Here is a 19289-nt window from a genome sequence, read left to right on the forward strand (position 1 = left end):
TGCCGTTTACTTTTATTACCGACTCTGCTTTCTCAACAGATATATAAAGTACGGCGCGCCGATAAAGGTCGACAGCAGGCCCGCCGGGATCTGATACGGAAACAGCACCATCCTTCCGCACCAGTCAGCAAAGACCAGGATCGCTCCGCCCGTCAGCGCAGAGATCACGATATGCGGCAAAGTCCTGCGGAAGCCCATCATACGGGCGATGTGCGGCGCCATTAATCCGACAAAACTGAGCGGGCCGATAGTCATGGTGGCCGTCGCCGTCAGGCACGCGGCCAGCAGCAACAGGGCGATACGCGTTGGCGTCAGCGCCACCCCGACCGCGCGGGCGGTATCCCCACCCAGCGGCAGAATGGTCATCCAGCGACGGCACAGCGGCACAATCGCCAGCAGCACGATCATCACAATCCCGGTATGCACCACCTGACTGCCGGTGGCGTTGTACGTTGAACCGGAAATCCAGGTCAGGATCTGCGCCATGCGCGGATCGCCGCTCGCCTGCAACATCATCAGCAGCATAGTAAACGCGGTGCTGAGCGCCATCCCGGCCAGCAGCATGCGGTGAGGTGAGAACCCCCCTCGCCCGGAGGCGATCAGGATAATCATCAGCGTGACTGCCGCGCCGATACTCCCGGCAGGCATCAGCCAGCCGAACGCATTTCCCGGCACGAGGAACAACATCAACACTACGCCAAACGCTGCTCCGGAGCTGATCCCTAATACTTCCGGGCTTGCCATCGGGTTGCCGGTGAGACGCTGGATAATACAGCCGGCCACCGCCAGCATGACACCCGCAATCAGCGCGGAGAAGATCCGCGGCCAGCGCCACTGCATGAGTTCATGCAGCAAATCCCCCGTCGCCCAGTGCCAGCCCGTGGCGTCGCGTCCCAGCGAGAGTGCGGCAAACGAGGCGATAACCAGCACCGCCAGCCCGGCAAGGCTGAACCACACCACCGACTGACGTTCGGCATGTACTTTATCGCCGGCATCCATTGCCGGGGCGCTAATGCTGCGCAGGCGCGGCAACAGCCACAGCAGCAGCGGCGCGCCGATCAGGGCCGTCACCGAGCCCGTGGAAACTTCCATCCAGACGCGCGCCAGCCAGAGAATGAGTTGATCGGAAAGCCAGAGGATCAGCGCACCAATCAGCGGAGCCAGCATCAGACGCGCCAGCAGACGGCGCGCGCCGAGCATTTTTGCCAGCAATGGCGCAAACAGGCCGATAAACCCGATGATGCCGACGGCGTTAACCAGTAACGCGCTCAGCACAATCGCCAGGGTCAGGGCCGCCAGACGCGCCAGCGACAGCGCCAGCCCCAGATTGCGCGCCACGCCGTCGTCCAGGCCCATCAGCGTGAGCGGACGCAGCAGCAGCAGCGTCAGCACCACGCCGCCGAACAGCTGCGGCCACAGGCGCTGGACGATACTCCAGTCGGTCTGGGTGAGCGTGCCGGTACTCCACATAAACATGCTTTGCAGCTGGTCGTGGTGAAACAGCACCAGCAGCTGGTTCATCGCCCCACAGTAGAGGCTGACGACCAGCCCCGCGAGGATCAGCGTGACCGGCGAGAGACGTTTTCCCCAGGCCACGCCAAAGACAAGCGCACCGACCACACATGCGCCTGCCAGCGCGGCAAACTGCGAGGTTAACGCTCCCGGCAGGGTCCAGAGAGTGGTGATGGTGATCCCCAGCTGAGCCCCCGTCGCCACGCCCAGCGTGGTCGGCTCTGCCAGCGGGTTACGCAGCACCTGCTGAAACAGTACGCCCACCAGTCCCAGTCCCGCCCCGACCAGCAGGGAGATAGCCAGACGCGGCAGCAGGCTGTAGTGGAACAGCATTTGCTGAATATTATCGATATCCGGTGCGGCAAACGCGGCTGCCCATTGATCGCGCGGTAACGCCGTGCTCAGGTTAAAGCCGGTTAACATCAGGGCAGCCAGAAAAATGAGCGCTAACAGCAACATTGGGAAACGAGCCATACGCGTGCTCATGCCTTGCCTCCCAGTGCATTGTCCAGCACGCGGGCAAAATGCATTGCCGACAGCGTCGCGCCGTAGAACCATACCGCTGGCGCGCGCAGGAAGCGCTGCTCGCGGACGAACGGCATTGCCTGCCAGAGCGGGGTCGCCATCAGGGTTTGCATCTCGCGCTCGTTCCCGTGATCGAAGCACAGCACGTCCACATCACGAAACGCCGCCAGACGGTCAATACCCACGGCGGTACTGCCCCAGAATGTCATCTCGCCTTCCCAGGCATTGCGAATGCCAAAGCTGTCGAGCACTTCCTGGAACAGACAGTTATTTCCAAAGACCAGCATATGGCGGGCATCCAGCAGGGTTACCATCAGCAAAGGCCGATCGCCACGATGGGCAAAGCGCGGCTTGAGGGAATCAATCAGCGCATCAAATTCATCGAGATGTTTTTTCGCCTGAGCCTCACGGTTGAGAAACTGCGCCATCTCGTGGATGGAATTTTTTGCCATGGTCAGCGGCTTTTTGCCGTCGCTAAAGGAAAAGCCCCGCCCTGGCGCAATCTTCGCCATGGTCTCTTCCGACGGGCCGTACCCCGCAGACCAGAATAAATAAGACGGTTTCATCTGGGTGAGAAGCTCAAGGTTCGGCTCCGTACGCAGGCCAATGTCGATGACGGAGTCCGGCAGTTTTGGCTCATTCACCCACAGGGTGTAGTTGGGAATATCGGCCACGCCGTAAGGCGTCACGCCAAGCGCCATCATCAGTTCGACGGGCAACCACTCCAGCGCCACGATGCGGTGCGGATCGATAGCGGCAGCGCGGGCCGGGCCCATCTTTAACAGCAGCGGTGAGAGCGCCATGGCCGTCAGCAGGCGACGGCGGCTAATGAATGTTGAATCCAGCATCAGTAGACAAAGCTCACGGGTGCAGCCCCGGCTGGGTGAGGCAGGATGCCCATAGGAATACCGTAGATATGTTCCAGCGTTTCGCTGCGCATCAGTTCGGCAGGCGTACCCTGAGCGATCATTTCACCGCCGCGCAGCGCTACCAGGTAGTCGCAATAGCGTGCCGCCATGTTGATATCATGCAGAACGGCAATCACCGTCAGGCCGCGCTGCTGACTTAAGCGATGCACCAGCGCCAGGACGTCAACCTGATGAGCAATATCCAGCGCCGAAGTGGGTTCGTCGAGCAGCAGGCAGCGGCTGTCCTGCGCCACCAGCATCGCGATCCATGCGCGCTGACGCTCGCCACCGGACAGGCTATCCACCAGACGGTGCGCCAGCGGTTTTAACCCAACCAGCGCGATCGCCTCTTCCACTTTCTCTCTGTCAGCGACGCCAAAACGCCCGAGCGCACCGTGCCACGGATAACGTCCAATCGCCACCAGCTCGCGCACCGTCATCCCCTCCGCCTGCGGCAACTGCTGCGGCAGATAGGCCACCTTGCGGGCAAAGGCCTTACTGCTCCAGCTCGCCAGCGGCTGGTCATCCAGCAAAATGTCGCCCCCGGACGGCGGCTGATGACGGCCCAGCATCTTCAGCAGCGTCGATTTACCGGAACCATTGTGCCCGATTAAACCGGTCACTTTACCTGCGGGAAACGTCAAAGAGAGCGGATGCAGCAAGGTGCGCCCGGGTACGCGAAAGGAGAGATTGTTAAGCGTGAAGGTGGAGTCGGATTGCGTTTTATTATCCTGCATGTCAGCCAACTTAAATAAAAAGGGCACGGCGAACCGTGCCCATAAAGAGGTTAGAAGCGGAAGGTCGCGGTGGCAACAACCTGGCGTCCTGCTCCCCAGTAGCATGCATACTCGCTGTAGCAGCTGGAGACGTATTCACGGTCAAAGATGTTGTTCACGTTGACGCCGACGGAAGATCCCGGCAGACCAAAGCGCGCCAGATCGTATTTCACGGTCGCATCCGCCAGGGCATAACCCGCGACGTTAAAGGACTCATAGGCTTTAGGCGACGCTGAGGAGTAGTACGTCACCGTGTTACCGATGTAACGCGCGCCCGCACCGACGGTCAGGCCACTCAGCGCCGTCTCGTGGAAGGTGTAATCCGCCCACAGGGATGCCATGTTGCGCGGTACTTCTGCCGGACGACGACCTTCATACCAGGTATCGTGGGTATATTCCGCATCTGTGTAGCTGTAGGCCGCCGTTACGTTCACGTTAGCCGACACCGCCGCTTTCGCTTCCAGCTCAAAGCCACGGGAGCGAATTTCACCGCCCTGCACGCTAAAGCCGCTGGTCGGGTTCGCCGGATCGGCGGTCAGGTTGTTGTTCTTGGTCAGCTGATAGACCGCTGCCGTCACCACAACAGGCAGATCTTTCGGAACATACTTCACGCCCGCTTCATACTGCTTGCCGCGCGCCGGATCGAACGGTTTGCCGCCCTGGGTGGTGCCAGAGAGCGGTTCAAAGGATTCACTGTAGCTGAAGTATGGGGTAATCCCGTTGTCGAACAGGTAGTTAATCCCCCCGCGCCAGGTAAATGCCTGATCGTTAATTTCCGCGGTGGTCCCGTTATTACGGTTAAAGGCAGACGTTTTTGCAAAGTCATAGCGGCCACCCATGGTGAGTACCCACTTATCCCATTCCGCCTGATCCTGCGCATAGAGCCCGGTCTGCTCCTGGCGATTTAGCATGGCATACGGGAAGTTCACATTGACGTTCGCATTGCCGTGCTGCGGATTGTTCATGCTGATCGGATCGGCGGTACCGTAGTCAGCATCAATATCATTGCGCATACGAAGGTAATCCACCCCCGTCAGCAGCGTATGGTCAACGGCACCGGTCGCGAATTTCGACTGGAGCTGTGTATCAACCGTGAACGAGTTGAGGTCTTCATCTGAGCGCACGTACGCACGGCTGATCTGGGCCGGAGCGATATAGCCGTTACCGTAAACTGAACGGTAAAGCGTATTGATTTTGGTATAACGCAGATTCTGACGCACGGTGAAGGTGTCGTTGAATTCATGCGCGAAGCTGTAACCCACCATTTTCTGACGACGGGAGATCTTATTGTCTTCATCGCCTTCGTTGAAATCGGTCGGCAGTTTGTGCGCCTTTCCGTTAGCATCATAGTAAGGCACAACGGTACCTTCACGCGGCAGCCAGCCGTAGTAACCCGCATCCGGATCGCTCTGGAAGTTGCTCAGGAAAGTGAAATCGGTTTTATCATCAGGACGCCAGCTGAAAGACGGCGCAATCGCGTAACGAGTAGACTTCACCATCTCCTGCTGCGCATTTTCACTGCGTCCCAGGCCGGTCAGACGGTAGGACCACACGCCGTTATCATCAATCGCGTCGCTGAAGTCAAACCCAGTCTGCCACAGGTTATCCGTCCCCATTTTGAACTGAATTTCTTTTAACGGTTCCGTGGTTGGACGCTTGCTGACCATACTCACTACGCCGCCAGGGTGGCTTTTTCCATACAGTACGGACGTCGGGCCTCGCAGCAGCTCTACGCGCTCCAGGAAGTATGGGTCCATCGACGCTTCAGAGTAGTTATCCCCTTGCAGCTTCATACCGTCCAGATACTGGTTGGTGTTCACTGTACTGGAGGTCGTAAAACCACGAATAGAAACCACGTCATAGGTCGTGGAGGCGCCGCGCGTTGCGAAAACGCTCGGCGTGTAGGCCAGCGCCTGTTTAACCGTCCCCGGCTGTTTCATGTCCATCTCTTCACGTGTGACCACGGAAATGGACTGCGGGGTTTTCTCGATCGGTGTATCGGTTTTCGTCGCCGTTGCAGTGCGCTTTGCTGCAATCGTCGGTGCAGGCCCCCAGGCACTCTCCTGCGCAGCCGGTGCGGCAGTAACAGTAATGGTTTCTTCTTTTTTCGGGGTTTCGGCGGCATGAGCATAAGCAGACATGCCGGCAACCGCTGTGGCTACGACGACCGCGATTTTACGCAGCGACGTGTTAATTGGCTGAGCAGTATTGGAAAGCGCCATGATGGATCTCTGATGGAAAAAGTGAATGATAACGTAAACGAGAATTATTATTATGACCGCAGAATAATATGCGAAACGTTGGCTGCATAGCAAGCAGTATGCGGCCCTACAAGATTTAAGGGTTTAAGAATTAACCAGATGAAAATAGAGGGTTAATGAAGTTAGCGAAATGATCGCTAAAGCCCGCCGAAACGGGCCGGTGGGCTTAACGATAGAAGAGTTCGAAAGTCGCGACGGCGTCGACTTTCCCGGCTTTAACCTCTCCCGTTTTGATGTAACGGGCTTTGAGTGGGATCTCAACCGGGACGTTGTCCTGGCTACGGGTTATTGCCGTGTAGCTCTGGTCGAACTGTAACACCGCATCGTTCTTGTCGAGGATTTGAATGCCTACGCCGCTTGCAGCGTTGTCTCCGGTAGCAATATTGAGGATATTGCCATCCGTTACGCCAGTCGACCCTGCACTGGTGAACTGATAATCAATTTTTGTCCCGGCGGCGCAGTCCGTAATATCAATCCTGAAACGACTGTCGGTCAGGATGTCAGAATACTGACCGTTAAAATCGTGCGCATTGACCGTTTCCAGCGGCACGTAGATGTTTTTATCCGCCAGGTTACAGGTGTTTGTCGTGATGTGCACACTGGTTGGTGAAAAGCGAATTTCGCCTATCACGTCGTTATCGTAAGTTTCATGTGAGGTTAACAGGGACGTATTAAGATCGCCCTCTTCGACTTCACCAATAACGATCAACTGAGCGGTAGCCCGGAAATTGTAATTCGTTGAAAAGCTTCTGATCGTGCCAAGATAAGTTTCCGGCCTGATAATGTCTTCTTCGGTATAGCTGGGGAACTGGGTTGTAGACGCTGCAACGCGAATGCCAATCCCGGCCACGTTGGTTTTATACACTCCGGGTAAAACATCTTCACGTGCATCAGCATCACTCAATGAGAGATAGCCTCTACGTACCCGAACGGAATCACCATCACATCTTTGCGCAATTTCACCTGATTCCACGCTGGCGTCATAAATGATGGTACCGACCTGAACGTCTGGCTCAAGCTGGATGACAGCGGGAATGTTGAAGGTAACAATTCCCCCGCTACTTCCGCCTCCCGTAAATGTACAAGTTGCGAATGCCGGAGCTGAAAACAGCATGATTAGGCCAGCCATTGCGCTGATGAATAGTTCTTTGCTACGCCTCATTGGCAATTTACCGTCATTTTCAAAATAGTTGCTGAGCGCCCGGGAGGGAGATCCCCCGCCCACGCACACCGTTGATCGCGCCCGTCACCCCACTGCACATTCAGGGAAACCGCTTCATGCAGACCGGTAAGCCAGACTTCTCCTTCATCACCGACGATAGCCGTTGCACTTTCCTGCGTGACAATGGCGCCGAAAGGTACCGGCTTGCCGTGGAAAAGCAGCGTGATAAGCGCACGCTTCCCCACTCGTGCATCAAAATTCGCTGAGATGGCCGCGCCTTTTGTTGGGACAACATCCTGGGTAGCGGCGGCAATTTCAATATCTTCACGATCCTGGGTGTTGACCGTAATACCGTTTTTCCGGTAGGCCGTCAGGGAAGGGACAATCGCGTTACCAAAGCGATCGGTGTAGATCCCTCGCCCGTTCTGTACTTTGACGTTATCGCCATCTTTGATATGGACAATGGCAAAGGCGTCGCGGACGGATTGCCCAAGGGTTACTCCATGTTCATGCGCAACAATTGAACCCTGCGCGCTGTAGTTCCACTGTCGGTTATCGCCCCCGTAGTTATACCCCAGCCCGACATCACCGGCAGATCCCCGGTAGCGCCCGGATACGCTGCCGCCATAGCCAGTATCTTGACTGGCATAGGTCTGCTGGAGGTTATAGCTGAGGTTATTGTTCTCAAGTGCCGTGCCGCCGATCCCTACCTGATGCGAAACGAATCCACCGCTGGCAGTGTTGGCGCTGTAAGTTGACCATGCGTTCGCTAGCCAGCGTGAAAGAGGTACGTTGACCATCAACGCCATTTGCCGATCGGTATTGGCGTCCGGCGTACGCGTCAGGCTGTAGCTTACCGACCAGGTTATACCGCGCCAGCCGGAGCTTAGCCCCGCACTGACGCTGCGCTCGTGTCCCGCCATGTTCCAGTAATCCTGCTGATAGCCATTAAGGTAAGCCGATCCCCAGTCCGAAACGCGTTGGGAAAGATTAACCTGCATGCGGCTGCGCCGATTATTGGTTCGCCGATAGGTATAAATCCCATCGTCAATCTCGCTGTCACGCTGGTCGACAGCTTCCTGAAAGGTATAAAACCCTGAGGTGGAATAACGGTAGCTGGCAAGCGTCACGTTGGTGTCTGTATCCGGAATATCCCTGGAATACTGCGCACGCCATGACATCCCGCGGGCATCATCTCGTCCATCATCAAAAGCCGTACGGGCGGCGGTCACATCCACGGATGCCGATCCGAAACGGCCAAGATCGGCCCCTGTTCCCGCCAGCATAGCCTGATACGACGATGCAACGAGCGCGCCGGCGTATGTTGTTACGCCATAAGGCAGGCCGTAAATGACCGTCCCTTGCAGAAAAGGGGGCTCGTCCTCACCTTCATTACCGCGATAACGCCCTGCTGCCAGCGAATATTTAAATGCTCCTTCCCGCTGTAGCACCGGAACCGATGCACTGGCCTGGATGAAGCTGTGTTCGCTGCCGTCGGCCTCTTCCACCGTCACCTCCAGATCCGCGCCGGATGTGACCTGGCTTAAATCGCGGATCTCAAATGGCCCCGGAGAGACGTTGCTTTGATAAATGGTGTAGCCGTTTTGCCTGATGGTGACCTTTGCATCGCTATTTGCGATACCACGCACCACGGGGGCAAACCCCTGCTGGCTGGTGGGCAGCATGGAAGTATCCGTTTCCAGCTTCACGCCGGTCATTTGGACGCTGTCGAAAAGCTCGCCGTTAGTGTACGTCTGGCCTATCTCAAGCTGGCTTTGCAGGGTTTTGATATCACGTTGCAGCGTACTGGCGATTGCATCCCAACCGGCGTTGTCACTCCAGGTGCTGTTGTTACGCAACCGCCACGCCCCGAGGTTGATCCCCGACTCCAGGCCAAGCCATGCAGATGACGTTTTACCAGAACGATAGTGCTGCTGAGAGCCGCTAAACTGGTAGCTTGTCCAGGCGGCGGGAGCACCGTCATCCCAGAATTTCGGCTCGATAGCCCCGGCCGCAGCCTGATCGCGGTATTTTTGCGGGATCACCAGCTTGAGGGTCTGATTATCCTGGTCGTAATCGTAGCGGGCATTATCAATAAAATGGGAGATGTCATCGATTATCGCCGCATCATCCAGATCTTTCATGTCCGGGATCGTGTCGACTTTTACCCCTAATGCACGCAGATCCGCTTTGGTCAGCTCCGGTAACAGGCGCTGCTTATCGTCAGACAAGATCCAACTCACCGTGCGTTTATCCAGAACATCCCGATCCCACATAATGGTCGTCAGAAAGTTTCCCGGCAGTAAGCCATTATCATTGATGAAATTTTTTAGCGTTGAGGTGTTTTCCAGCGGAGTGTCCATCTCGAGGATCCGCAGGTTAAATTCGTCATCTGCACTCACAGGCTGGATCATCGCGAGCAGCGCTAACGCGATTCCCTTCAGAACCTGTTTGTAGAGTGGAGATGACGACATAGGGTACCAGCATTGTGTGTTTAAAGAGCCTGCTTGCGCTGGGAGGTTTGCGCGCCGAAATCGCTAATAGCAGTCCACGTCACGGGCCCGTTTGCAGATTGAGGCACAGAAAAATATTGCTCGCTGAAAGGTGCGACCATCATTGAAATTGCCCCCGGCGTGGTTTTTGTGTCAGTCACAGGGACACTTTTCCCGCCCACGGCCAGCTCGCCAAAGGAGACGTAAAACGGCGTTGGGTTTTTCGCAATGAGCTTGTTCCCCTGGCGGCGGAAGGTGATTTTTTCATAGGCTTGTAGCGCATCGGTTTCTTTCAAATCAGCAGGACGCCAGAACAGCTTCAGACGCGTTTTCATCGCGAATTGCAGCGTATTCTTGTCTTTTAAGTCAGGTGATAACGCCGAGACGGATTTCACATTCGCCAGAAATAAAGATTCGCGATCTGCGGGCAGATTTTTTTTATCGCCGGTAAAAATGATGTGCAAAAGGGTCTGACGATTTTCCTGTAATTTATAGACAGGCGGCGTAATGATGAAAGGTGCTTTTGCATCGTTGGGGTAACTCACCCAGCTTTGCACCAGATATCGAGTATGAGGGTCTTTATTTTTGAGTGCTATTTGTACTTCGGATTTATTCGATGGATAAATAATTCGCGTGCCACCGAGAACCACACTTGCCTGTACTGAACAGCAAGAGATAATCAAACATCCACCTAACAATTTTAATAAATAATTCATACTACGTTCCAGAAGGCAGCCCTTTCAGGCTGCCAAAATAGATTTAGCGATAAACAACCTCGAACGTTGCAGATGAGGAGTAGTGACCTGCTGTTGGTTTGTTATCACCAACCTGAATAACTTTCGCGGTGTAATTAAAGACAGATGCTGTGGCGCCAGTGGCATCGTTCGCAACATCGGTACCGGCTTCCGGTTCTGATCCGTTGAAAACCACGTCCCCCTTAGTCCCATTTTCATTACTGACAATGATGCCAACGTTGGTCGCATTGCCAGCGCCGGAAAGATCGTTCTTCAGGCGCTTGTATTCCGCATCCGTTGTGGTGCCGCTGAACTTGAGGTTCAGTTTGGCAACCAGCGGATCACATTTTTTCACTTCAATCTTAAAGGCCTTCGACGTCCCGACCTGACCGTCAGTGCCAAAATCAGAAGGGTAAGTATCTGCAAATGTGACGGTGGAAGTATTGGACCCCGAGCCATCAACATCAATTTCACAGGTATCCACCACAATTTTTCCGGCGAAATTTACCGTACCAGAATCATTCGCTGCAAATACCGGCAGAGAGAGTGCAGCCATAAGCGTGCTGGCCAACACCGTTGAAACAACATATTTACTCATAACAATATCCTTATATGTGATGATGAAGATATCCATTCTTGATATATACAAAAATGTTGGGAAGTCCTCTAAGGAATATCCTGTGAGGTCAGTAAATTTCTGGAGAGGATTTAATCAGATTATTCTTCATCACGTCTAGATCGCAAAATGATAACACCCGAATAATCGGACACAACTTTCTGTTTTAGATAAAAAAAAGCAAAAATTAATAATTCTACATTTTAAATTTAATAATTTTAAATATAAATGAATGTAAACATAAAAAAAGGCCGCTTAATCATTAAGCGGCCTTTTATTCAGGAAACTAATTAGTTTCCGCCAAACATGTCCTTGATCCAGCCGGCGACACCGTCGCTGTCTTTCTTCTCATTCTGCTGCTGCGGCTGTTGCTGCTGCGGCTGCTGAGGTTGAGAAGACTGATCGAACGGGTTACCTGTCGGTTCTTCTGGCTGACTTTGCTGACACAGCGCATCCGGGTTAGTCGTCCAGACCGGCAGCGTACGCATCCCGCCACCGCAGATAAAGTTGCCCGATGCGTCCACGCCCATATCAACGATATCTTCCGGGGCAACCAGGTTCAGCGGCACCGGAGACTGGTTGGCCAGGTAGCGCTGGTAAATCGACATCGCACCGCTCGCGCCATACAGTTTGGTCGGCTGGTTGTTATCGCGCCCCACCCAGGTGATGACCACTTCACGACCATCAATACCGGCGAACCAGGTATCGACGTTGTTGTTGGTGGTCCCGGTTTTACCCGCCAGATGCAGGCCCGGATACTTCGCTCCCAGCTGACGGCCTGTACCGCGCTGGACAACCTGCTGCATGGTCCATAGCGTCATATAGGCCGCCTGCGCCGGAACTGCACGTTCTGCCTGCGGGAAGCTCTGATACAGCACGGAGCCATCTTCGGCAATCACCGAACGCAGAGCGGAAAGCGGAGCACGGTTACCGCCGCTGGCGATCGTCTGGAACGCCTGCGCCACTTCGATTGGCGTCAGGTTAAGCGCCCCCAGAATCATCGCTGGCACCGGGTGCAGCTGATCTTTCGGTACCCCCAGCTTCTGCCAGGTGTCGGTAATGGCCGGCAGGCCCAGCGCCATTCCGAGGTTAACCGTTGGCACGTTCATCGAGCGGGTTAACGCATCCACCAGCATGACCTGGCCGCTGAACTGTCTGTCATCGTTCTGCGGTGACCAAACCTGGCCGTTAGGCTGGCGCAGGGAAATTGGCGCATCGGCAATCCAGGTATTCAGGCGATAAAGATTCGGCTGGCTCAGCGCGGTCAGATAGGTCGCCGGTTTTGCCAGTGAACCAATTGAACGACGCGCCTGCATGGCACGGTTATAGCCCGCAAACTGCGGCTCAGCGCCACCCACCATGGCACGAACTTCGCCGGTGTTACGGTCAACCACTACCATCGCGGTTTCCAGATCGCTCAGCTTACGCTGCTTTTTCAGCGCCGGAATACCTTCTACCGCCGCTTTTTCTGCGGCGTCCTGTGCCACGGAGTCAAAGGTGGTAAAGATCTTCACGCCGGAGAGATCTTTCACTTTATCCCCGAGCTTAGACTGCAACTCCTGACGCACCATCTGCATAAAGGCTGGCTGCGGAGAAATCACCCCACCACGCGGCTGAACGCCCAGCGGACGCGCGCTCAGCATGTCGTACAGCTCCTGGTCAATCACCTGCTGTTGTTGCAGCAGACGCAGCACCAGGTTACGACGCTCCAGCGCCAGTTTCGGGTTACGCCACGGGTTGTAGATCGACGCGCCTTTCACCATGCCCACCAGCAGTGCCTGCTGGTCAAGGCTCAGCTCTTCTACCGGACGACCAAAGTAGTACAGGCTCGCCAGCGGGAAGCCGCGGATCTCGTTGTCACCGCTCTGACCGAGGTACACCTCGTTCATGTACAGCTCAAGAATACGATCCTTGCTGTAGCGCGCATCCATCAGCACGGCCATGTACGCTTCATTGGCTTTACGCCAGTAAGAGCGTTCGCTGGAGAGGAACAGGTTTTTCACCAGCTGCTGGGTCAGGGTACTCGCCCCCTGCACCGTACGCCCGGCGGTCAGGTTCGCCAGTACCGCACGACCAATGGAGTAAAGGCTAATACCGTCGTGCTCGTAGAAGTGGCGGTCTTCGGTTGCCAGCAGGGTATCTACCAGCAGATCCGGGAAGCCATTACGCGCCACGAACAGGCGCTGTTCGCCGTTTGCGGACGACAGCATGGTGATGAGACGCGGATCGAGACGGAAGAAACCGAACTGGCGATCGTTATCCATGTTCTCAATGGTTTCCAGGCGATCGCCGTCAAAGGTCAGACGCGCGCGCACCTGCCCTTCTTTACTGTCCGGGAAGTCGAATGGACGGCGGATCATCTCAATGCTTTTCGCCTGGACGGTAAATTCGCCCGGACGGGTCATTTTCGTGACCTGACGATACTGCGTGGCTTGCAGCAGCTTCACCATCTCGTTCTTGCTGATGGACATGTCCGGCTCAAGGTTCACCATGCGGCCGTACACTGCCGCAGGCAATTGCCAGACTTTCCCGTCGATACGGCTGCGGATCTTCTGATCCAGATAAACGCCGTAAATCGCGATCAGGACAACAAAAACAATGAACAGCTTCAGCAGCAACCAGAACCAGCCGCGCTTCCCACGAGGCTTACGCCCTTTGCCTTTCCCTTTACGTGGCATCGGTTCTTCATCCTCATAATCGTCTTCATAGTCATCGTCATACTCCTCATCTCTGAGGCGACGACGGCTTACCTTTTCTTTCGCCGGACGCGTCGGCTTTCCCTTACGTCCTATTGGCTCGCGGTCATTCCCCGCCATGCTTTTTCTCCGCAACATTCAGGCGCAAAGGCCAGATTTTCTTATCTTGCACAGGTCAGTGAAAGAAGAAATCTCTCAAAGTTTGTTTCTCCCTTTCCCCGTGGGAGAGGGCCGGGGTGAGGGCATCAGGCCGCACTCCCCTTTTCGATCCATTACGAATATTTCTTCGTGCGCCGTGTCGGCGCGGTATTCGCCGGATCGTCCGGCCAGACGTGTTTGGGATATCGCCCTTTCATCTCTTTCTGCACTTCACGATAGCTCCCCGCCCAGAACGCCCCCAGATCGCGGGTGATCTGCAAGGGACGATGCGCAGGCGAAAGCAGCTCAAGCACTAACGGCACGCGCCCTTCAGCGATGGACGGCGTGGTGGCCTCACCAAACATCTCCTGCATCCGAACCGCCAGCGCCGGCGGATTATCCTCATGATAACGAATGGCAATCCGGCTCCCGGTTGGCACAGTGTAATGCCCAGGCAGTTCACTATCCAGACGTTGACGTAACGACCAGTCCAGTAAATTCTGTAACGCTGCCTTAACATCAAGCGCCTTCAGGGCGCGCAGCGAGTGTACGCCGTTCATCTGCGGCAACAGCCACTGTTCAAGCGTCGCGAGCAGCGTCTCATCATCCACCGCTGGCCACCCCTGTTCCGGCAGCCACTTCGCGGCGCAATGCAGGCGAATGCGATACTGTTCGGCCTCCGGCGTCCAGTTCAGTACGCTCAGCCCTTTTTCCCGAATGCCGTTCAGCATCGCCTGGTGTAACTCTTCCTCCGACGGCTTCGCCAGCGGTTTCGTCCCGAGCGTCAGTTTGCCAATCTGGCTACGACGGAACGCCTTCAGCGTGCCCTGGGCATCATCCCATTCCACGATGTCAGATTGCTGAAGCAGCTGCGGGCAGGCACGCGTCAGGGCGTCAATATCCACGGCAACCGCCTGTAAAATACGCGCGTCCGGGGAGTGGCTGCCCTGGAGCAAGAGCGGCGCGATCAGCCATTCGTGACGCGTCAGGGCGTCATCGCTGTCCAGCATCGCGCCCATCCCATTTGCCAGTTGATAGCGACCATCCAGCCCGCGACGGCGCGCAATCCTGTCCGGGAAAGCCTGGGCCAGCAGAGGGATAACTTTATCGCTGTCAGGCGAACCGCCCCGGCAATTCAGGCGTTTACACAGCTGCTGCGCGCGTTGTTGCCAGTTTCCCTGATGGCGAGAAAAGGCCTGTCCCAGATCGCTGCTGCCACCGCGCGGCGGCTCCTCAAGAATAGCCGCCAGTTTTGCCGCCGTGGCAATTTCATCATCGCCCTGTGCTGCCACCAGCATTGCCGCCAGACGCGGATCGTTGCCCAGCGCCGCCATTTTCTGACCGCGCGCCGTCAGTCGCTCGCCTTCCAGCGCGCCAAGCTGGGTCAGCAGGCTGCGCGCGGCGGAAAGGTTCACGACAGGCGGAGGATTAAGCCAGGTGAGCTGGTCAGGGTCCGGGCAGCCCCACTGCATCAGATCCATCACCAGCCCGGAGAGATCGCTTTGTAAAATCTCAGGCGTGCTCTGCAATGCCGCACGCTCCGCCTGCTCGGCGCTGGTTAAATGCAGGCAAATACCCGGCTCAAGACGCCCTGCTCGCCCTGCGCGCTGCACCATCGAGGCCTGGCTGATGCGCTGCGTCAGTAGCCTGGTCAGCCCGGTACGCGGATCAAAACTGGCCACCCTCTCCTGCGTACTGTCCACCACCAGGCGAATGCCTTCGATGGTCAAACTGGTTTCCGCGATATTGGTTGCCAGCACCACTTTGCGCTGCCCCGCCGGTGCGGGAAGGATCGCCTTGCGCTGGTCAGCCAACGGCAGCGCGCCGTAGAGCGGGCACAGCATAACGTCACCGTTCACCCGGGATGCCAGCTGCTCCTGTACGCGCTGGATTTCGCCTACGCCGGGTAAAAACAGCAGCAGCGAGCCGGGTTCCTGACGGAGCAATTCGGCGGTGGCGATGGCAACCGCTTCGTCAAAACGCTGATGGGCAGGCAGCGGCTGATAGCGGCGCTCGACCGGGAACGCACGCCCTTCAGAGGAGACCATCGGCGCGTCAGGGAGCGTCTGCCGGAGCCGCTCGTTATCCAGCGTCGCCGACATAATCAGCAGCCGAAGGTCGTCGCGCAGCCCCTGCTGAACGTCGAGCAGCAGCGCAAGGGCCAGATCGGCCTGGAGGCTGCGCTCGTGAAATTCATCAAGGATCACCAGCCCGACGCCGGTCAGCTCCGGATCGTTTTGCAGCATACGGGTGAGAATACCTTCGGTGACCACCTCCAGCCGCGTGGACGGTCCAACGCAGGTTTCGGCGCGCATCCGGTACCCTACCGTCTCGCCCGGTTTTTCATTCAGCAGTTCCGCCAGGCGCTGCGCCACATTGCGCGCCGCCAGCCTGCGCGGCTCCAGCAGGATAATTTTCCCGCTGATGCTCCCTTCGCGCAGAATTTGCAGGGGCAGCCAGGTGGATTTACCCGCTCCGGTGGGCGCGCTGAGCAAAACCTGTGGCGCATGTTCTAAGGCTGCGAGAAGCTCAGGAAGGACGACGGCGACGGGCAAAGAGGACACTTACGGCTCCAGAGGGTTAACATTAATCGGCGTACATTGTAGCATCGGCGCATATCATTACCGAGTCTTGCGCATGTCTGAGTCAAAACGGCTATTCTTCGCCATTGAATTACCCACCACGCTTCAACGGCAGATTGTTCGCTGGCGCGCCAGCCACTTCCCCGCGGAAGCGGGCCGCCCCGTCGTCGCCGCCAATATGCACCTGACGTTAGCCTTTCTTGGTGAAGTAAGCGCTGAAAAGCAGCGCGCGTTAAGCGCAATGGCCGGACGCATTTCGCAGCCGGGGTTTACGCTGCATCTTGACGATGCCGGGCAATGGCTGCGCTCTCGGGTGGTCTGGCTGGGGACGCGGCAGCCCCCTCGCGGACTGCTACAGCTCGCCAACATGCTGCGGGCGCAGGCCGCGCGAAGCGGCTGTTATCAGAGCCCACAGCCGTTTCATCCTCACATTACCCTGCTGCGCGACGCGGGTCAGGCCGTTGCCATCCCGCCACCGGGCTTTCACTGGTCCTTTCAGGTGAATGAATTTGCGCTGTACGAATCTGCCTTTGTACAAGGACGCACCCGCTATACTCCGCTTCAGCGCTGGACGCTGGGCGACACGTTAAGGAATCCTGATGAAGTTTAGCCCTGCACTCCAGCCCGCCACGCTGATCCAGCGTTACAAACGCTTTCTCGCTGACGTGATCACCCCTGAGGGCGAAACGCTCACGCTGCACTGCCCTAACACCGGCGCCATGACCGGTTGCGCCACGCCGGGTGACACGGTCTGGTATTCCACATCAGAAAATACTAAACGCAAATATCCTCATACCTGGGAAATGACCGAGACGCAAAGCGGGGCATTTATTTGCGTGAATACCCTGCGCGCAAATCAGCTGGTTAAGGAAGCCCTGACAAATGGAATGCTTCCTGAACTGGTGGGTTACGGCACGCAAAAAAGCGAAGTGAAATATGGCGATGAAGGCAGCAGAATTGATTTTATGTTACAGGCGGAAGACCGCCCTGAGTGCTATATTGAAGTGAAATCAGTGACGTTAGCGGAACAGGAAAACGGCTTCTTTCCGGATGCGGTAACGCTACGTGGCCAGAAGCATCTGCGAGAGCTAATGAGTGTAGCGGCGGCGGGCAAGCGCGCCGTGTTGCTGTTTGCGGTTCTGCATTCAGCCATTGAACGGTTTTCCCCGGCCCGTCATATTGATCCTAAATACGCGCAATTGTTGAATGAGGCACAAAAGCAGGGGGTAGAGATTTTCGCTTATAAAGCGGAACTTTCTGCCGATAATATGACTCTGAGATCCTCTCTTCCCATTGTCTTATAAGGGATTAGACGATTGACTAATAAGTGTTCTGGCCGCGTGCGCAAATACGCTTTTCCTCACAGGGTTGTCAAGTGTTACGTTTAGATAATTGCCATACGGAAAAGCATCTGCTATTTATAGCGACCTGATTTTTCCCCCAACACGGGGATCGATAGTGCGTGTTAAGGAGAAGCAACATGCAAGAAGGGCAAAACCGTAAAACATCGTCCCTGAGTATTCTCGCCATCGCTGGGGTGGAGCCGTATCAAGAGAAGCCGGGCGAAGAGTATATGAACGAAGCCCAGCTGTCGCACTTCAAGCGTATTCTTGAAGCATGGCGTAATCAACTCAGGGATGAAGTCGATCGCACCGTTACACATATGCAGGATGAAGCTGCTAACTTCCCGGACCCGGTCGACCGTGCCGCTCAGGAAGAAGAGTTCAGCCTCGAACTGCGTAACCGTGACCGCGAGCGCAAACTGATCAAAAAGATCGAAAAAACGCTGAAGAAGGTCGAGGACGAAGATTTTGGCTACTGCGAATCCTGCGGTGTTGAAATCGGTATTCGTCGCCTGGAAGCGCGTCCAACAGCCGATCTGTGCATCGACTGTAAAACGCTGGCAGAAATCCGCGAAAAACAGATGGCCGGCTAACGCCTGCGCTCTCACTACTCAGCTAAGGCGGGAGTCTCTCCCGCCTTGTTACCGTTGATATGTCTGAATCTCACTATATCGGGCGCTTTGCGCCATCTCCCTCCGGTGAATTACACTTCGGCTCATTAATTGCCGCGCTCGGCAGCTACCTACAGGCTCGCGCCCGTCAGGGTCAATGGCTGGTCCGCATTGAAGATATCGATCCTCCACGTGAAGTTCCCGGTGCAGCAGAAACTATTCTGCGTCAGCTGGAACATTACGGTCTTCACTGGGATGGCGACGTACTCTGGCAGTCTCAACGCCATGATGCCTACCGTGAACGTCTGGCGTGGCTTGCTGAACAGGGCCTTTCCTATAACTGCACCTGCACGCGGGCGCGAATTCAGAGCGTGGGTGGCGTTTACGACGGCCACTGCCGTACGCGGCACAACGGTCCTGAGAATGCCGCCGTGCGGCTGATACAGCGTACTCCAGTGACGCAGTTTACCGACGTACTCTCAGGAACAATTCAGGCGGATGAACGCCTGGCGCGTGAAGATTTTATTATTCACCGTCGTGATGGTTTGTTTGCCTATAACCTGGCGGTGGTTGTCGATGACCATTTCCAGGGTGTTACGGAAATCGTGCGCGGGGCGGATCTGGTTGAGCCTACCGTGCGGCAAATATCGCTTTACCAGCAGTTTGGCTGGGCGGTGCCGGATTACATCCATCTGCCGCTGGCAGTCAATGAACAGGGAAATAAGCTATCGAAACAGAATCATGCCCCGGCGCTGCCTGACGGCGATCCGCGCCCGGTTTTGATCGACGCGCTGCGATTTCTCAACCAGAATGTAACGCAGGAATGGCAGGATCTGAGTCTGGATGAATTGCTGAAAACGGCCATTGCTGACTGGGCGCTTATGGCCGTGCCAAAAATCCAGCATTCTCAAATGCGTTGCGCTGAGCTATGAT

At 56.1% G+C, this 19289-nt stretch carries 14 protein-coding genes; 4 read left to right on the forward strand and 10 right to left on the reverse strand.

Annotated features, from left to right (window positions below):
* Positions 1-15: 15 nt before the first annotated feature.
* The 10 genes from fhuB to hrpB all read right to left on the reverse strand — a co-directional run bounded on the left by fhuB (position 16) and on the right by hrpB (position 16384).
* Entirely contained in the window at positions 16-1998 is a 1983-nt protein-coding gene (gene fhuB / locus ACOTY5_RS13430; RefSeq protein WP_045142229.1) for a Fe(3+)-hydroxamate ABC transporter permease FhuB, read from the reverse strand.
* Positions 1995-2885, reverse strand: a complete 891-nt coding sequence (gene fhuD, locus ACOTY5_RS13435) for a Fe(3+)-hydroxamate ABC transporter substrate-binding protein FhuD (RefSeq protein WP_003856240.1) — start codon at positions 2883-2885, stop codon at positions 1995-1997. Before fhuD ends, fhuB begins: the two co-directional genes overlap by 4 nt.
* Positions 2885-3682 (reverse strand): Fe3+-hydroxamate ABC transporter ATP-binding protein FhuC, encoded by a 798-nt coding sequence (fhuC, locus tag ACOTY5_RS13440; protein ID WP_032652619.1) that lies wholly within the window; start codon positions 3680-3682, stop codon positions 2885-2887. Before fhuC ends, fhuD begins: the two co-directional genes overlap by 1 nt.
* A gap of 50 nt (positions 3683-3732) precedes the next feature.
* Positions 3733-5943: a ferrichrome porin FhuA gene (fhuA, locus tag ACOTY5_RS13445; protein ID WP_015572711.1), complete on the reverse strand. Its 2211-nt coding sequence runs from the start codon at positions 5941-5943 to the stop codon at positions 3733-3735.
* Positions 5944-6148: 205 nt separating this feature from the next.
* On the reverse strand, positions 6149-7096 hold the full coding sequence (locus ACOTY5_RS13450; protein WP_223826492.1) for a fimbrial protein: 948 nt from the start codon (positions 7094-7096) through the stop codon (positions 6149-6151).
* Positions 7097-7140: 44 nt separating this feature from the next.
* Entirely contained in the window at positions 7141-9618 is a 2478-nt protein-coding gene (locus tag ACOTY5_RS13455; RefSeq protein ID WP_062934004.1) for a fimbria/pilus outer membrane usher protein, read from the reverse strand.
* 20 nt (positions 9619-9638) lie between these two features.
* Entirely contained in the window at positions 9639-10352 is a 714-nt protein-coding gene (locus tag ACOTY5_RS13460; protein ID WP_032670536.1) for a fimbrial biogenesis chaperone, read from the reverse strand.
* A gap of 43 nt (positions 10353-10395) precedes the next feature.
* Positions 10396-11004, reverse strand: a complete 609-nt coding sequence (locus tag ACOTY5_RS13465) for a fimbrial protein (protein ID WP_052953322.1) — start codon at positions 11002-11004, stop codon at positions 10396-10398.
* Between the two features lie 272 nt (positions 11005-11276).
* The gene (mrcB, locus tag ACOTY5_RS13470) at positions 11277-13802 is read right to left on the reverse strand and encodes a bifunctional glycosyl transferase/transpeptidase (RefSeq protein ID WP_015572709.1); all 2526 of its coding nucleotides are present in this window, start codon (positions 13800-13802) and stop codon (positions 11277-11279) included.
* Positions 13803-13954: 152 nt separating this feature from the next.
* Positions 13955-16384: an ATP-dependent helicase HrpB gene (gene hrpB / locus ACOTY5_RS13475; protein ID WP_045141597.1), complete on the reverse strand. Its 2430-nt coding sequence runs from the start codon at positions 16382-16384 to the stop codon at positions 13955-13957.
* 73 nt (positions 16385-16457) lie between these two features.
* Here hrpB and thpR point away from each other — a divergent pair, with 73 nt between their 5' ends.
* The 4 genes from thpR (at position 16458) to gluQRS (ending at position 19288) form a co-directional block, all read left to right on the forward strand.
* The gene (gene thpR / locus ACOTY5_RS13480) at positions 16458-17012 is read left to right on the forward strand and encodes an RNA 2',3'-cyclic phosphodiesterase (RefSeq protein WP_003856249.1); all 555 of its coding nucleotides are present in this window, start codon (positions 16458-16460) and stop codon (positions 17010-17012) included.
* On the forward strand, positions 17002-17706 hold the full coding sequence (gene sfsA / locus ACOTY5_RS13485; RefSeq protein ID WP_017694492.1) for a DNA/RNA nuclease SfsA: 705 nt from the start codon (positions 17002-17004) through the stop codon (positions 17704-17706). Before thpR ends, sfsA begins: the two co-directional genes overlap by 11 nt.
* 176 nt (positions 17707-17882) lie before the next feature.
* Positions 17883-18338 (forward strand): RNA polymerase-binding protein DksA, encoded by a 456-nt coding sequence (dksA, locus tag ACOTY5_RS13490; protein WP_001155232.1) that lies wholly within the window; start codon positions 17883-17885, stop codon positions 18336-18338.
* A 59-nt stretch (positions 18339-18397) separates the two neighbouring features.
* Positions 18398-19288, forward strand: coding sequence for a tRNA glutamyl-Q(34) synthetase GluQRS (gluQRS, locus tag ACOTY5_RS13495; RefSeq protein ID WP_017694493.1), 891 nt, complete (start codon positions 18398-18400; stop codon positions 19286-19288).
* The last annotated feature ends 1 nt before the right edge of the window (position 19289 follow it).

Origin of the sequence: Enterobacter cloacae complex sp. SHL018 (genome assembly GCF_049237905.1) — a bacterium.
In the GTDB taxonomy this organism is placed as follows: Bacteria; Pseudomonadota; Gammaproteobacteria; order Enterobacterales; family Enterobacteriaceae; genus Enterobacter; species Enterobacter hormaechei_C.

Bases quoted from the DNA above. Each gene is read 5' to 3' on its own strand.
- ACOTY5_RS13460 (WP_032670536.1), bottom strand. From the start codon at position 10,352: ATGAATTATTTATTAAAATTGTTAGGTGGATGTTTGATTATCTCTTGC.
- sfsA (WP_017694492.1), top strand. From the start codon at position 17,002: ATGAAGTTTAGCCCTGCACTCCAGCCCGCCACGCTGATCCAGCGTTAC.
- fhuB (WP_045142229.1), bottom strand. From the start codon at position 1,998: ATGAGCACGCGTATGGCTCGTTTCCCAATGTTGCTGTTAGCGCTCATT.
- thpR (WP_003856249.1), top strand. From the start codon at position 16,458: ATGTCTGAGTCAAAACGGCTATTCTTCGCCATTGAATTACCCACCACG.
- mrcB (WP_015572709.1), bottom strand. From the start codon at position 13,802: ATGGCGGGGAATGACCGCGAGCCAATAGGACGTAAGGGAAAGCCGACG.
- fhuD (WP_003856240.1), bottom strand. From the start codon at position 2,885: ATGCTGGATTCAACATTCATTAGCCGCCGTCGCCTGCTGACGGCCATG.
- dksA (WP_001155232.1), top strand. From the start codon at position 17,883: ATGCAAGAAGGGCAAAACCGTAAAACATCGTCCCTGAGTATTCTCGCC.
- ACOTY5_RS13455 (WP_062934004.1), bottom strand. From the start codon at position 9,618: ATGTCGTCATCTCCACTCTACAAACAGGTTCTGAAGGGAATCGCGTTA.
- ACOTY5_RS13450 (WP_223826492.1), bottom strand. From the start codon at position 7,096: ATGCTGTTTTCAGCTCCGGCATTCGCAACTTGTACATTTACGGGAGGC.
- fhuC (WP_032652619.1), bottom strand. From the start codon at position 3,682: ATGCAGGATAATAAAACGCAATCCGACTCCACCTTCACGCTTAACAAT.
- ACOTY5_RS13465 (WP_052953322.1), bottom strand. From the start codon at position 11,004: ATGGATATCTTCATCATCACATATAAGGATATTGTTATGAGTAAATAT.
- gluQRS (WP_017694493.1), top strand. From the start codon at position 18,398: ATGTCTGAATCTCACTATATCGGGCGCTTTGCGCCATCTCCCTCCGGT.
- fhuA (WP_015572711.1), bottom strand. From the start codon at position 5,943: ATGGCGCTTTCCAATACTGCTCAGCCAATTAACACGTCGCTGCGTAAA.